Source organism: Streptomyces sp. NPDC051921 (genome assembly GCF_040680975.1).
GTDB lineage: Bacteria > Actinomycetota > Actinomycetes > Streptomycetales > Streptomycetaceae > Streptomyces.
Map to the genome: position 1 here is coordinate 51,533 of NZ_JBFAXU010000018.1, position 12,993 is coordinate 64,525.

Genomic DNA, 12,993 nt, shown 5'->3' on the forward strand with positions numbered 1-12,993 from the left:
CCCCGACGGCCCGGACGGCCGTCCCGCCCGGGCCCTCGGTGACGGATACTGTCCCGCATGACGGAGACGACGGTCGGAATCGGCGGCGCGGCGGAGAGCACCGACATGGTGCTGAACATCGGGCCGCAGCATCCCTCCACGCACGGCGTGCTCCGGCTGCGGCTGGTGCTCGACGGCGAGGTGGTGCGCGAGGCCGAGCCGGTGATCGGCTACATGCACCGGGGCGCCGAGAAGCTCTTCGAGGCGCGGGACTACCGGCAGATCATCATGCTGGCCAACCGGCACGACTGGCTCTCCGCCTTCTCCAACGAGCTCGGGGTCGTCATGGGCGTCGAGCGGATGCTGGGCATGGAGGTCCCGGAGCGCGCCGTGTGGACGCGGACGCTGCTCGCCGAGCTGAACCGGGTGCTCAACCACCTGATGTTCCTCGGCTCGTACCCGCTCGAACTGGGCGGGATCACCCCGGTCTTCCACGCCTTCCGCGAGCGCGAGGAGCTCCAGGCCGTGATGGAGGAGGTCTCCGGCGGCCGGATGCACTACATGTTCAACCGGGTCGGCGGCCTCAAGGAGGACCTGCCCGCCGGCTGGCTGGGGCGGGCGCGGGCGGCCGTCGCGGACGTGCGGTCGCGGATGGACGTGTACGACCGGCTGGTGCTCGGCAACGAGATCTTCCGGGGCCGGACGCGCGGGGTCGGGGTGCTCCGCCAGGAGACCGTCCACGCGTACGGCGTCTCGGGGCCGATCGCCCGCGCCTCGGGCGTCGACTTCGACCTGCGCCGCGACGAGCCGTACCTCGCGTACGGGGAGCTCCAGGACGTCCTGCGGGTGGTGACCCGGACCGAGGGCGACTGCCTGGCGCGCTTCGAGTGCCTGCTCGACCAGACCCACAACTCCCTGGAGCTCGCGGACGCCTGCCTGGACCGGCTGGACGCGCTGCCGCAGGGGCCGATCAACCAGCGGCTGCCCAAGGTCCTGAAGGCGCCGGAGGGACACACGTACGCGTGGACCGAGAACCCGCTGGGGATCAACGGCTACTACCTGGTCTCCAAGGGCGAGAAGACGCCCTACCGGCTCAAGCTGCGCTCGGCCTCGTACAACAACATCCAGGCCCTGACCGAACTGCTGCCGGGCACGCTCGTCGCCGACATGGTGGCGATCCTCGGTTCGCTGTTCTTCGTCGTCGGCGACATCGACAAGTAGGCGGCGAGGAAGCGCCGAGCCCTGCTCGGCCCCCTGCATGGCGAAAGCCGGTGGACCGTGTCCACCGGCTTTCTCGCCTTCGTCGCCCCGGGCCCGCTACGAGTTGACCGCGCCGCGCAGCTCCGCCACGTCGAGCTGCTCCGTCTCGTCGTGCGCCGTCAGGTCGATGACCTGGCCGATCACCCGCTGCTCGGCGGGGCGCCGGGCGGCGGCCGCGAGGACCTCCTCGCCCACGACGTCGGCGAGGTCCGCGTCCTGCACGGCCTCGATGGCGGCCGCGGCCTTCTTCGCGCTCTGCGCGCCGTGCGTGCCGAAGTAGTCGAAGCCGCCCGCGGGGCGCGCGACCTGCCGGCGCGCGGCGTACGGGACGATCGCGGCCGCGGCGGGCACGTGCCGCATGGCGGCGGCCTTGGTGTGCTGGGCCTCGTCCTGGGCCGGGGCATCAGCCTCGGCCTGGGCCTGGGCATCAGCCTCGGCCCGGGCCTGGGCCTGGGCAGGGTTGCCGGACGCGCCCGGCGCGCCGGGCGCGGCCTCGACGGGCGCCACCTCGCCCTTGGGCCTGGTCTCGATCTCGGCCTTGGGCGCGGGCTCGGCCTCGGACTCCGGCGCGGGCGCCGACTCCGGCCCGGGCTCCGGCTCCGGCTGCTCCTCCGCCCTCGCCGCCAGGTTGCGCAGCGCCTCCGCCGCCCGGCGGTAGGACTCCGGGGTCGGCGTGGAGCCGGCCGCGGGCAGCGCCTTGGTCTCGGTCGCCGCGCTCGACTCCAGGGCGAGCATGCGGCGGCCCTCCAGGGCGCTGGCACGCTCGGTCTCCGCCGTGGCGTAGCGGCGCAGCAGGTCGGCGTGCTCGCTGCGGAGGCCGGCCAGCTCGACGCGCTTGGCGCGCAGCTTGGCGTCGAGGCGGGTGCGCAGCTCGCGCGACTCCTCCAGATCGGACTCCAGCTCGGCGATCCGCTCCTCGGTCTTCCACTGGTCCGCAGCGCGGGCCCGGGTCAGCTCGGCGACCTGGCGGCCGGCGCTCCGGTCCCAACTGCGCATGAGGACGGCGCCGGTGACGGCCGAGGCCGCCGCGGCGGCGACGAGCAGCCGCAGCGCCATGGGATCACCGAGCAGCCAGGCGGCCGCGGCACACACGACCGACGCCCCGGCGACCGCCGAGGGCGGCAGGAGCTTGTGCAGAGGCGGGGAATGGCGGTGACGTCCACGTGGCATGGCCTGAAATTTACCGTGCGTAGGCGCCGAATGGGGGGTCGGCCCGGCAATCTCTTGGCGAGTTCTCGCCGTAGGCGAGCGGGCCGTCCCCATTCCCGGACGGGGCCCGGCCGACTCCCCTTACCCGGCGCCTACTTCTTGAGCAGCCCCTTCGACTCCAGATAGGCCTTCGCCACGTCCTCCGGCTTCGCCCGCTCGGCATCGACCTTCCGGTTGAGTTCGGCGAGATCCGCCGTCGTCAGGACCTTGGTGATCTTGTCGAGCGCGGCCGCTATGTCGGGCGAACCGGCGTCCGCGGCATTGACGACGGGCAGGACGTTGTCCGCGTTCTGCAGCTTCTTGTCGTCGTCGAGGAAGACGAGTCCGTAGGACTCGACGGTGGCGTCCGTCGTGGTGGTGAGGACGAGCTGGTCGACCCCGTCCTTGACGGCCTGCTTCGCCTGCGGGGTGCCCACGCCCTTGGGGTCGACGCCGGTCACGTCGATCCCGTAGGTCTTCTTCAGACCCGGGGCGCAGAAGGGCCGGATCTCGCATTCGTCGCCGGCCGCGATCTTCACCTTGAGCTTCGCCCGGCCGAGATCGGAAAGCGTCTTCAGCTTGTTCTTCTCCGCGAATTCCCGGCTCACCGCGAACGCGTTCTGGTCGACCGCCGAGCCGACCGCGAGCACCTTCAGCCCGCGCGGCTCGGCGAGCTTCTTCAGCGCCTCCGCGGTGGCGGCCGGGTCTCCTGACGCGACCGGCTTCTCCTCGGGCGCCTTCGGCCCGTTGACCTTCGCGTTGAGGAATTCGGCGAGTGTCGCCGCGTATTCCGCCACGACGTCGATCTCGCCCTTCTCCAGGGACGGTTCGTAGAGCTCGCGATTCTTCACGGTCGTGACGCTCGCCGCGTATCCGGCGTCGTCGAGGACCTGCGCGTAGAGCTCGGCGAGGATCTTCGACTCGGTGAACGCCGCCGCACCGACGACGACCGAGCCCTTCGCCCCTCCCGCGCCGGCGTCCGCGCCGCCGTCCTTCGCCTTCTCCAGGCTGTCGCCGCCGCACGCGGACAGTGAGACCGTCAGCGCCGCCACAGCCAGTGCCGCACTCGCGATGCGCGAGGTCCTGCTCACAAGATCACCCATCTCAGTCGTCGTCCGTCACCGCGGGACCCCGCGGCCGAGGAGCCGGTCCGCGGCCACGAGGAGCGCCTCCACGAGGAGGGCGAGCAGGGCCACGAGCACGGCGCCCGCGACCACCTGCGGTGTGTTGTACGTGTTGAACCCGGCGGTGATGATCCGGCCGAGGCCGCCCTGGCCGACCATGGCGGCGATCGTCGCGGTGGCGACCACCTGCACCGCCGCCGAACGCAGACCCGTCATCAGCATCGGCCGGGCGAGGGGCAGTTCGACTCCCCGGAAGAGCTGGACGCCCGACATCCCCATGCCACGGGCGGCCTCGACGACCGCGCGGTCGACCTCCCGTACGCCCACGTAGGCGTGGGTGAGCAGCGGCGGTGTCGCGAACAGCACGAGCGCGATCACCGTCGGCACGTACCCGGCGTTGCGCAGCGGCGAGACCATGAACAGGGCGAGGACCGCGAAGACGGGGATCGCCCGGCCCGCGTTGGAGATGTTGACCGCGAGCGCGCCGCCCCTGCCCAGGTGCCCGAGCCACAGGCCGAGCGGCAGGGCGAGGGCACAGGCCAGGAGCAGGGCGGTGCCGCTCACGTACAGGTGCTCCGCCAGCCGGTGCCATACCCCGCTCTCGCCCGACCAGTTGGCGCCGGTGGCCAGCCAGGACCAGGCATCCGCGACGACGTTCACGTCAGGCCCCTCCCGCCCGCTCGGCGCGTATCCGCGTCCAGGGCGTCAGGAGCCGCTGGAGACCGAGGAGCAGCAGGTCGGCGGCGATCGCGAGGAGCACACAGAGCACGGAGGCGGCGAGCACCTGGGCCTTGAAGAAGGTGGGCAGCGCGTCCTCGATCAGATTGCCGAGGCCGCCGCGGCCGACGATGGAGCCGACGGTGGTGAGCGCGATCGTGGAGACCGTCGCCATCCGCAGGCCGGCCATCAACGCCGGCAGCGCGAGCGGGAGCTCGACCTCCCAGAGTATCCGGCCCGATCCGTACCCCATGCCGCGGGCGGCCTCCTTGGTGTCCTCGGGCACGGCCGCGAGGCCGGCCAGGACGCCGCGCACCAGGATCGTCAGCGAGTACAGCACGAGGCCGGTCACGACGAGCGCGGAGGACAGCCCGAGGAAGGGCAGCAGCAGCGAGAACATCGCGAGCGAGGGGATCGTGTAGAGCAGGGTGGTGAGTCCGAGGACCGGGCCGGAGAATCGCGGTCTGGCCCGTACGAGCAGGGCGAGCGGAAAGGCGACGACCAGCCCGAGGAGCACGGACACCACGGTGATTCCCACATGCTGGAGGGTGGCGTCGGTCAACTCCTGGGCACGGGTGCGCAGATACTCCCCGCAGATCCAGTCGTTCGTCACCAGGCAGTTCGCCGCGGCCATGCGCAACCCCCCTTCGCCACGCGCCTCCGAACATCTGTCTGGCGACCCTAACCCCCGCCGCCGACAATCGCCGGGGACCGCCACGCTCTGGCAATACTTCCTTCACACAAGCGGGACCGCGAAGGGTCAGAATGGGGAACCATGATCCGGTTCGAGCACGTGACCAAGCGCTACGCGGACGGCACCACCGCCGTCGACGACCTCTCCTTCGAGGTCGCCGAGGGCGAGTTGGTCACGCTCGTCGGCCCGTCCGGCTGCGGCAAGACGACCACGATGAAGATGGTGAACCGGCTCGTCGAACCCACCGGGGGCCGCGTCCTGCTCGGCGGCGAGGACGTCGCCTCGGTCGACCCGGTCCGGCTGCGCCGCACGATCGGCTACGTGATCCAGCAGGTCGGGCTCTTCCCGCACCGGACCGTCCTCGACAACACGGCCACCGTGCCGGCCCTGCTCGGCTGGAAGAGGGCCGAGGCCAGGGAGCGCGCCGCGGAGCTCCTCGACCTGGTCGGGCTCGACCCCGGGACGTACGGCCACCGCTATCCCGAGCAGCTCTCCGGCGGCCAGCGCCAGCGCGTCGGCGTGGCCCGCGCACTCGCCGCCGACCCGCCGGTCCTGCTCATGGACGAACCCTTCGGAGCGGTCGACCCCGTGGTGCGCGAGCGGCTCCAGACCGAGTTCCTGAACCTGCAGGCCACCGTGCGCAAGACGGTGCTGCTCGTCACGCACGACCTGGAGGAGGCCGTGCGGCTCGGCGACCGCATCGCCGTCTACGGGCAGGGCCGCATCGAGCAGTTCGACACCCCCGCCACCGTGCTCGGCGCCCCCGCCACGCCGTACGTCGCCGGCTTCGTCGGCGCGGACCGCGGCCTCAAGCGGCTCGCCGTCACCCCCGTCACCGAGGCCGACCTGGAGGAGCCCGCCGGGGGCGCGGATCCGGCCGTGCCGCTCGGCGCCTCCCTGAAGGACGCCCTCGCCGCGCTCCTCCAGCACGACGGCGGCCGGATCGCGGTGCACGCGCCCGACGACCCGGGCCGCGTGCTCGGCTCGCTCACCACCGCGGGCGTCCACCGCGCCCTGCGCCGTACGAGCCCCCAGGGGCAGGCGGGTCCGGCGGGCGGCGCGAGCCCCGCGGGCGAGGCGGTCAGCTCGCGCTGAGCCGGCCGCTCATCCACACCAGGCCCGGCGGGATCTCCCGGTTCCAGGTGTTGAAGTTGTGGCCGCCGCTCTCCAGCGTGATCGAGGAGACCCGGGCCGGGGCCTTCACCTTCTTGATGAAGGCCTGCGTCCCCTTGAGGTTCCCCTCGCCGCGCTTCGACGTCGTCACCAGGAACGACGAGTTGCCCTGCGGCAGGTGCTCCAGGCTCCACAGCAGGTCGGCCCGCTTCTTCGCCGCCTTGTCGCCCTGGAACAGGTCGCCGGTCGTCACGTCGTCGGCCGCCTTGTAGTACGCGGAGAAGCCCGCGCCCGCCGCGAACCGGTCCGGGTGGTGCAGCGCGATCTTCAGGGCGCAGTAGCCGCCGGTCGAGTTCCCCATGAAGCCCCAGTTCCGCGCCTTCGTCCCCACCCGGTAGGTCTGCGAGATGGCCTTCGGCAGGTCCTCGGCGAAGAAGGTCTCGGTCTGCGGGCCACCCGGGACGTCGACGCACTCGGTGTCCCGCGGCGGCGCCACGGTCGGCCGCAGCATCACGAGGATCATCGGCTGCATCTTCTTGTCCTTGGCCTGCTGGTAGGCCGTCTTCGGGTACTTCAGGCCCTTCAGCAGGTTCTCCGCCGTACCCGGGTAGCCGGTCAGCACCACGGAGGCGGGGAAGGTGGACTTCGCGTACCGGCTCTGGAAGTACTCCGGCGGCAGGTACACGTACGCCGACGAGTCGATCTTGGACTTCTCGCCCGCCACGACGACCTTCTGTATCTGTCCGCCGATCGAGGGACGGCCGCCGCCCGGCACGTCGAGCGCCTGGGTGCCGACGACCTTGACGTCCTTGGAGCCGGCGGAGTGGTCCACCACCACACCCATGTCCTGCTCCTGCCCGAACAGGTCGGCCCACGAGCCGTAGAAGAGGAAGGAGTTGTTCGCGGCGAGACCCACCGAGGCGAACAGCGCCACCTGGGTGGCGAGCAGGAGCCCGACCCGCCCCAGGACGGACTTCCAGCCGCCGCGCGCGAGCCTGGGCCACAGCCAGATCGTCGCGACGAACAGCACCACGGCCAGCGTGACCGCCAGCGCGAGGACCTTGTTGCTGGTGAGACCCATGAGACGTCCGAGCTCTCTTCCTGGAATTTCCCTGAGATTTCCCTGACGGGGAGTGAACCCGCCACATCGCTGCTCCGTCCTAGAAGGCGCAAACCTCCGGCACGCCCGCCCGACCAGCGTGGCCCAGCCGGATCAACGATCTTTCGCGGAGCCACGGGAAGCACGGGAAGCGATGTCTGTCACGGTAGATGGGGACAAATCCGGATCGGTTCCGGATCGAGTACGCCAGATTCTGCGCGGACCCCGACCCGAAAGGGTCCCCGCGCTCGTCGGAACGGCCTGCACACTGATCGGCCTGATCGACATCGCCGCAGGAGTCTTCCCGCGGTTCCGCGCCAGCCGCATGCACGCCGTCGCCGAGGTGCTCCCCGGCACGCTCGGGCCGCTCTCGGCAGCCCTCTCACTCAGCGCCGGCGTCCTCCTGCTGCTCCTCGCCCACGGCCTCAAGCGCAACAAGCGCCGCGCCTGGCGAGCCGCAGTGGTCCTGCTGCCCCTCGGCGCCGTCGCCCAGTTCGTCTGGCGCCACTCCGTCACCGGCGCCGTCCTCTCACTCGTCCTGCTGACCCTGCTGGTACGCCACCGGGACCAGTTCGCGGCCCTGCCCGACCCCCGCAGCCGCTGGCGCGCCCTCGCCAACTTCGTCCTCATGGGCGCCGGATCCCTCACCCTCGGCCTCGTCATCGTCAGCGCCCACCCGCGCCGCATCGTCGGCAGCCCCAGCCTCGCCGACCGCCTCGAGCACGTCCTGTACGGCCTCTTCGGCATCGAAGGCCCCGTCGGCTACACCGGCGGCGTCGACTGGACCGTCGGCTACTCGCTCGGCGCCCTCGGCATGCTGACCGCCCTCACCACCATCTACTTCGCCTTCCGACCCGAACACCCCGCCGCCCGGCTCACCGAGGACGACGAGACCAAACTCCGCGCCCTCCTCCACAAGCACGGCGCCCGCGACTCCCTCGGCCACTTCGCACTCCGCCGCGACAAGGGCGTCGTCTTCTCCCCCAGCGGCAAAGCCGCCGTCTGCTACCGCGTCGTCTCCGGCGTCATGCTCGCCAGCGGCGACCCCATCGGCGACGTCGAAGCCTGGCCCGGCGCCATCGAACGCTTCATGGACGAGGCCAAGGCCCACTCCTGGACCCCCGCCGTCATGGGCTGCTCCGAGACCGGCGGCCAGGTCTGGACCCGCGAAACCGGCCTCGACGCCCTCGAACTCGGCGACGAGGCGATCGTCGACGTCTCCGACTTCTCCCTCTCCGGCCGCGCCATGCGCAACGTCCGCCAAATGGTCAAGCGCATCGAACGCAACGGCTACACCACCAAAGTGCGCCGCGTCGCCGACCTCAGCGACGGCGAACTCGCCCGCATCCACCGCGCCGCCGAGGACTGGCGCGGCACCGACACCGAGCGCGGCTTCTCCATGGCCCTCGGCCGCATCGGCGACCCCGGCGACGGCGACGCGGTCATAGCGACCGCCCACAAGGACGACCCCGAGAACGCCGACTCCCCCTACGGCGACCTGAAGGCGATCATCCACTTCGTCCCCTGGGGCACCGACGGCATCTCCCTGGAACTCATGCGCCGCGACCGCAGCGCCGACCCCGGCATGAACGAGCTGCTGATCGTCGCCGCCCTGCAGAACGCCCCCCGCCTCGGCATCGAGCGGGTCTCCCTCAACTTCGCCATGTTCCGCGCGGCCCTCGCCCGCGGCGAGAAGATCGGCGCCGGCCCCGTCCTCCGCGTCTGGCGCGGACTCCTCGTCTTCCTCTCCCGCTGGTTCCAGATCGAGTCCCTCTACAAGTTCAACGCCAAGTTCCAGCCCCGCTGGGAACCCCGCTTCGTCGTCTACCGCAAAAGCCGCGACCTCCCCCGCATCGGCTTCGCCGCCATGCAGGCCGAAGGATTCGTGACCCTCTCCCTGCCCCGCCCCCTCACCCGCCGCACCCGCACCACCACCCCCCGCCCCTGCGCCCACATCGTCCCGTCCCAGGCCGAGCACGAGGTCCGCGCGGCATGACCCCGGGCGCCCACGGGGCCCCGCCCCGCGGGCGCCCGATCCGCACACCGGGCCCTACGCTGGACGCATGAGTACGACGATCGACCGGGGCACGGCGCTCGGCCTGCCGGAGTGGGACCGCTGCGCGGTCATGGGCGTGGTCAACGTGACCCCCGACTCCTTCTCCGACGGCGGCCGCTGGTTCGACACCACGGCCGCCGTCAAACACGGCCTCGACCTCGTCGCCCAAGGCGCCGACCTCGTCGACGTCGGCGGCGAATCCACCCGCCCCGGCGCCACCCGCGTCGACGAGGAAGAAGAACTCCGCCGCGTCGTCCCCGTCGTCCGCGGCCTCGCCGCCGAAGGCGTCACCGTCTCCGTCGACACCATGCGCGCCACCGTCGCCGCCCGCGCCGTCGACGCCGGCGCCACCCTCGTCAACGACGTCAGCGGCGGCCTCGCCGACCCACAGATGGTCCCCACCGTCGCCACCGCCCAGGTCCCCTTCGTCGTCATGCACTGGCGCGGCTTCAGCGAGAACATGAACAGCCTCGCCGTCTACGACGACGTCGTCGACGAAGTCGTCACCGAACTCCGCACCCGCATGGAAGCCGTCATCGACGGCGGCGTCGCCCCGGAGCGCATCGTCCTCGACCCCGGCCTCGGCTTCGCCAAACTCGCCCCCCACGACCTCGCCCTCGTCGCCCACCTCCCCCAGCTGCGCGCCCTCGGCCGCCCCCTGCTCGTCGCCGCCTCCCGCAAGCGCTTCCTCGGCCACGTCCTCGCCCACGACGGCGCCGCCCCGCCCCCCGCCCGCGAACGCGACGCCGCCACCGCCGCCGTCTCCGCCCTCGCCGCCCACGAAGGCGCCTGGGCCGTCCGCGTCCACGAGGTCCGCGCCACCGCCGACGCCGTACGGGTCGCCAGAGCCGTCGAGGGAGCCAGGTGACCCGCGCCCGCCAAGCCGACCGCGCGGCCGTCGAAGCCGCCAACACCGCCTTCTACGAGGCGATGGAACAGGGAGACTTCGACGGCATCACCGAACTGTGGCTCGACGACGGCGCCACCGAGATCTCCTGCGTCCACCCCGGCTGGCCCGTCCTCACCGGCCGCGGCGAAGTACTCCGCTCGTACGCCCTGATCATGGCGAACACCGACTACATCCAGTTCTTCCTCACCGACGTCGAGATCTCCCTCGCCGACGACGTGGCGGTCGTCACGTGCACCGAGAACATCCTCAGCGGCGGACCGGCCGAGGACGGCGCCTCGCTCGGCCCCCTCGTCGGACAGCTCGTCGTCGCCACCAACGTGTTCCGCCGCACGTCGGAAGGGTGGCGCATCTGGTCCCACCACGGCTCACCGGTGATCCCCGAGACCGACACCGGCGACGACGAGGAGACCACCGACTGAGCCGACCCGACCGAGCCCCCGCCCCGGCCGTCGGTGCCCGCAGGTAGATTCGATGCTGGACACCCGGCCGTCCGCACCCGGCTGCGTGGCCACCCGAACTACGACAGCAGGAGTGATTCGCGTGGATCGTGTCGCGCTGCGCGGCCTCAAGGCCCGAGGGCACCACGGCGTCTTCCCCAAGGAAAGGGAAGAAGGACAGACGTTCATCGTCGACCTCACCCTCGGCCTCGACACCCGCGCCGCCGCCGCCGCCGACGACCTGACGAAGACCGTGCACTACGGCGTGGTCGCCGAAGAGGTCGTAGACGTCGTCCAGGGCGAACCGGTGGACCTCATCGAAACCCTCGCGGAGCGGATCGCCCAGCAGTGCCTCAAGCACGCCGGCGTCCAGGAGGTCGAGGTCGTCGTCCACAAGCCGGACGCGCCCATCACCGTCCCCTTCGACGACGTGACCATCACCATCACCCGGAGCCGCGCATGAAGCCCCAGCACAGCGATCCGACCGTACAGCCCGTACCGGCGGCCGTGACCGCCGCCGTCGACGCGGCCGACGTCACCCTCTCCAACCCCAAATGGGCCGTCCTCGCCCTCGGCGCCAACCTCGGCAACCGCCTGGAGACCCTCCAGGGCGCCGTCGACGCCCTCGAAGACACCCCCGGCCTCCGCGTCAAGGCCGTCTCCCCCGTCTACGAGACGGAGCCCTGGGGCGTCGAACCCGACTCCCAGCCCTCCTACCTCAACGCCGTCGTCCTCGTGAAGACCACCCTGCCCCCGGCCTCCCTCCTGGAACGGGCGCACGCCGTCGAAGAAGCCTTCCACCGCGTCCGCGAAGAGCGCTGGGGCGCCCGCACCATCGACGTCGACATCATCACCTACGCCGAAGTCGTCTCCGACGACCCCGTCCTCACCCTGCCCCACCCGCGCGCCCACCAGCGCGCCTTCGTCCTCGCCCCCTGGCACGACGTCGACCCCGAGGCCCAGCTCCCCGGCCACGGCACCGTCACCGACCTCCTCGCCGCCCTCGGCCACGAGGGAGTCAAGGCGCGCACCGACCTGGAACTCCGACTCCCCGAGTAGTCGTTAGGCTCCTCAGAGACAGCACGGACAGGCGCTCGGACCAGACGAAGGACGACACCCGGTGAAACAACTGCGGCTCAAGGTGCTCGCCGGACTGTTCATCGCGGCCGGCGTCCTCTCCTGGGGCGCCGCGCGGCTCTGGGACTCCGTCGGCACGCTGCCCAGCGTGCCGCTCGCAGCCCCCATCGTCCTCGCGGCCATCGCCGTCATCCTCACCGCCACGGCCCTCTCGCTGCGCGCCCGCCTCAAGGCCCAGCGCGAGCGCCGCCCCGGCGCCAAGGGCGTCGAACCCCTGATGGCCGCCCGAGCCGTCGTCTTCGGCCAGGCCAGCGCCCTCGTCGCTGCCCTGGTCGCCGGCCTGTACGGCGGCACAGGCGTTTTCCTCCTCGGCTCCCTCGACGTCCCCGCCCGCCGCGACCAGGCCATCTACGCCGGCTTCTCGGTCCTCGCCGGCATCGGCGTCATCGCCGCCGCCCTCTTCCTGGAACACGTCTGCAAGCTCCCCGAGGACGAGGACCACAACGGCCCGGGCCGCGCCCCGGTCTCGTAGCCCCCGACCGGCTACCAGGGCTCACGCACGAGGTGCCCACCACCCGGAACGCCCGTGCCCCACACCGATCCCCCTGATCAGCGGTCGACTCCACTGATCGGGGACGGTATGGGGCACGCGGACGGCTCGCTGCTAGCGGGCCAATATCAGGGACATCGCCTCGGCTCGCGTAGTGGCGTCACGAAGTTGCCCACGCACTGCCGAGGTCGTCGTCTTCGCACCCGGCTTACGGACGCCGCGCACGGCCATGCACATGTGCTCGGCTTCGATCACGACGATCGCGCCGCGAGCGTCGAGGATCTTCATCAACGAGTCGGCGATCTGCGTCGTCAGGCGCTCCTGGACCTGAGGGCGGCGAGCAAACACGTCGACCAGACGAGCGAGCTTCGACAGGCCGGTAATTTTGCCCGTTTCGGCCGGAATGTATCCAATGTGCGCTACGCCATGGAATGGCAGAAGGTGATGTTCGCATTGGGACACCAGTTCGATATCCTTCACGAGCACCATTTCGTCGTGTCCGAGGTCGAACGTCGTCGTGAGGACGTCCTCGGGCTTCTGCCACAAGCCCGCGAAAAGCTCCTTGTACGCCCGCGCCACACGCGCCGGCGTCTCCCTGAGACCCTCGCGGTCCGGGTCCTCGCCGACCGCGATGAGGAGCTCACGTACGGCGTTCTCTGCGCGCTTCTCGTCGAACTCGCCGATCGTGCCCTCGCCGTCCAGCGTCACCGGGTCGGTCATGTGTGCCTCGTTCCGTCTGTCTGAACACGGCGCGAAAAAAGCCGCGCCCCCACAGGCTAGAACCTGTGG

At 71.4% G+C, this 12,993-nt stretch carries 14 protein-coding genes; 8 read left to right on the forward strand and 6 right to left on the reverse strand.

Annotated features, from left to right (window positions below; all coding sequences use genetic code 11):
* Window positions 1-57 precede the first annotated feature (57 nt).
* Window positions 58-1,200: an NADH-quinone oxidoreductase subunit D gene (locus tag AB0M16_RS23435; protein ID WP_365345919.1), complete on the forward strand. Its 1,143-nt coding sequence runs from the start codon at window positions 58-60 to the stop codon at window positions 1,198-1,200.
* A 96-nt stretch (window positions 1,201-1,296) separates the two neighbouring features.
* Here the strand turns inward: AB0M16_RS23435 and AB0M16_RS23440 are convergent, their stop codons facing one another.
* The 4 genes from AB0M16_RS23440 to AB0M16_RS23455 form a co-directional block, all read right to left on the reverse strand.
* The gene (locus AB0M16_RS23440; protein ID WP_365345921.1) at window positions 1,297-2,409 is read right to left on the reverse strand and encodes a hypothetical protein; all 1,113 of its coding nucleotides are present in this window, start codon (window positions 2,407-2,409) and stop codon (window positions 1,297-1,299) included.
* A gap of 131 nt (window positions 2,410-2,540) precedes the next feature.
* A complete protein-coding gene (locus AB0M16_RS23445; RefSeq protein WP_365345923.1) occupies window positions 2,541-3,530 on the reverse strand; it encodes an ABC transporter substrate-binding protein in 990 nt (329 codons plus the stop codon).
* 15 nt (window positions 3,531-3,545) lie between these two features.
* Complete coding sequence (locus AB0M16_RS23450; RefSeq protein WP_365345925.1) at window positions 3,546-4,211, reverse strand: ABC transporter permease; 666 nt, start codon at window positions 4,209-4,211, stop codon at window positions 3,546-3,548.
* A gap of 1 nt (window position 4,212) precedes the next feature.
* Complete coding sequence (locus tag AB0M16_RS23455) at window positions 4,213-4,902, reverse strand: ABC transporter permease (protein ID WP_365345927.1); 690 nt, start codon at window positions 4,900-4,902, stop codon at window positions 4,213-4,215.
* Window positions 4,903-5,043: 141 nt separating this feature from the next.
* Between AB0M16_RS23455 and AB0M16_RS23460 the strand changes: the two genes are divergently transcribed.
* Entirely contained in the window at window positions 5,044-6,057 is a 1,014-nt protein-coding gene (locus tag AB0M16_RS23460) for an ATP-binding cassette domain-containing protein (RefSeq protein WP_365345929.1), read from the forward strand.
* On the opposite strand, the gene AB0M16_RS23465 is transcribed toward AB0M16_RS23460, so the two are convergent.
* Window positions 6,044-7,156 carry an alpha/beta hydrolase-fold protein gene (locus AB0M16_RS23465; protein ID WP_365345931.1) on the reverse strand — a complete coding sequence of 371 codons (1,113 nt, stop codon included), beginning with the start codon at window positions 7,154-7,156 and terminating at the stop codon, window positions 6,044-6,046. The two genes, AB0M16_RS23460 and AB0M16_RS23465, sit on opposite strands and share 14 nt — an antisense overlap.
* 172 nt (window positions 7,157-7,328) lie before the next feature.
* Here AB0M16_RS23465 and AB0M16_RS23470 point away from each other — a divergent pair, with 172 nt between their 5' ends.
* The 6 genes from AB0M16_RS23470 to AB0M16_RS23495 all read left to right on the forward strand — a co-directional run bounded on the left by AB0M16_RS23470 (window position 7,329) and on the right by AB0M16_RS23495 (window position 12,186).
* Complete coding sequence (locus AB0M16_RS23470; protein WP_365345933.1) at window positions 7,329-9,170, forward strand: phosphatidylglycerol lysyltransferase domain-containing protein; 1,842 nt, start codon at window positions 7,329-7,331, stop codon at window positions 9,168-9,170.
* 67 nt (window positions 9,171-9,237) lie between these two features.
* On the forward strand, window positions 9,238-10,098 hold the full coding sequence (gene folP / locus AB0M16_RS23475) for a dihydropteroate synthase (RefSeq protein WP_365345935.1): 861 nt from the start codon (window positions 9,238-9,240) through the stop codon (window positions 10,096-10,098).
* Window positions 10,095-10,559, forward strand: coding sequence for a nuclear transport factor 2 family protein (locus AB0M16_RS23480; RefSeq protein WP_365345937.1), 465 nt, complete (start codon window positions 10,095-10,097; stop codon window positions 10,557-10,559). Before folP ends, AB0M16_RS23480 begins: the two co-directional genes overlap by 4 nt.
* 121 nt (window positions 10,560-10,680) lie before the next feature.
* Complete coding sequence (gene folB, locus AB0M16_RS23485) at window positions 10,681-11,040, forward strand: dihydroneopterin aldolase (RefSeq protein ID WP_365345939.1); 360 nt, start codon at window positions 10,681-10,683, stop codon at window positions 11,038-11,040.
* Window positions 11,037-11,636 (forward strand): 2-amino-4-hydroxy-6-hydroxymethyldihydropteridine diphosphokinase, encoded by a 600-nt coding sequence (gene folK / locus AB0M16_RS23490; protein WP_365345941.1) that lies wholly within the window; start codon window positions 11,037-11,039, stop codon window positions 11,634-11,636. Before folB ends, folK begins: the two co-directional genes overlap by 4 nt.
* A 61-nt stretch (window positions 11,637-11,697) precedes the next feature.
* Window positions 11,698-12,186, forward strand: a complete 489-nt coding sequence (locus AB0M16_RS23495) for a DUF3180 domain-containing protein (RefSeq protein ID WP_365345943.1) — start codon at window positions 11,698-11,700, stop codon at window positions 12,184-12,186.
* Window positions 12,187-12,318: 132 nt separating this feature from the next.
* On the opposite strand, the gene folE is transcribed toward AB0M16_RS23495, so the two are convergent.
* The gene (folE, locus tag AB0M16_RS23500) at window positions 12,319-12,924 is read right to left on the reverse strand and encodes a GTP cyclohydrolase I FolE (RefSeq protein ID WP_365345945.1); all 606 of its coding nucleotides are present in this window, start codon (window positions 12,922-12,924) and stop codon (window positions 12,319-12,321) included.
* Between the last annotated feature and the right edge of the window lie 69 nt (window positions 12,925-12,993).

Bases quoted from the DNA above. Each gene is read 5' to 3' on its own strand.
- folP (WP_365345935.1), top strand. From the start codon at position 9,238: ATGAGTACGACGATCGACCGGGGCACGGCGCTCGGCCTGCCGGAGTGG.
- AB0M16_RS23445 (WP_365345923.1), bottom strand. From the start codon at position 3,530: ATGGGTGATCTTGTGAGCAGGACCTCGCGCATCGCGAGTGCGGCACTG.
- AB0M16_RS23455 (WP_365345927.1), bottom strand. From the start codon at position 4,902: ATGGCCGCGGCGAACTGCCTGGTGACGAACGACTGGATCTGCGGGGAG.
- AB0M16_RS23465 (WP_365345931.1), bottom strand. From the start codon at position 7,156: ATGGGTCTCACCAGCAACAAGGTCCTCGCGCTGGCGGTCACGCTGGCC.
- folK (WP_365345941.1), top strand. From the start codon at position 11,037: ATGAAGCCCCAGCACAGCGATCCGACCGTACAGCCCGTACCGGCGGCC.
- AB0M16_RS23460 (WP_365345929.1), top strand. From the start codon at position 5,044: ATGATCCGGTTCGAGCACGTGACCAAGCGCTACGCGGACGGCACCACC.
- folE (WP_365345945.1), bottom strand. From the start codon at position 12,924: ATGACCGACCCGGTGACGCTGGACGGCGAGGGCACGATCGGCGAGTTC.
- AB0M16_RS23435 (WP_365345919.1), top strand. From the start codon at position 58: ATGACGGAGACGACGGTCGGAATCGGCGGCGCGGCGGAGAGCACCGAC.
- AB0M16_RS23470 (WP_365345933.1), top strand. From the start codon at position 7,329: ATGTCTGTCACGGTAGATGGGGACAAATCCGGATCGGTTCCGGATCGA.
- AB0M16_RS23440 (WP_365345921.1), bottom strand. From the start codon at position 2,409: ATGCCACGTGGACGTCACCGCCATTCCCCGCCTCTGCACAAGCTCCTG.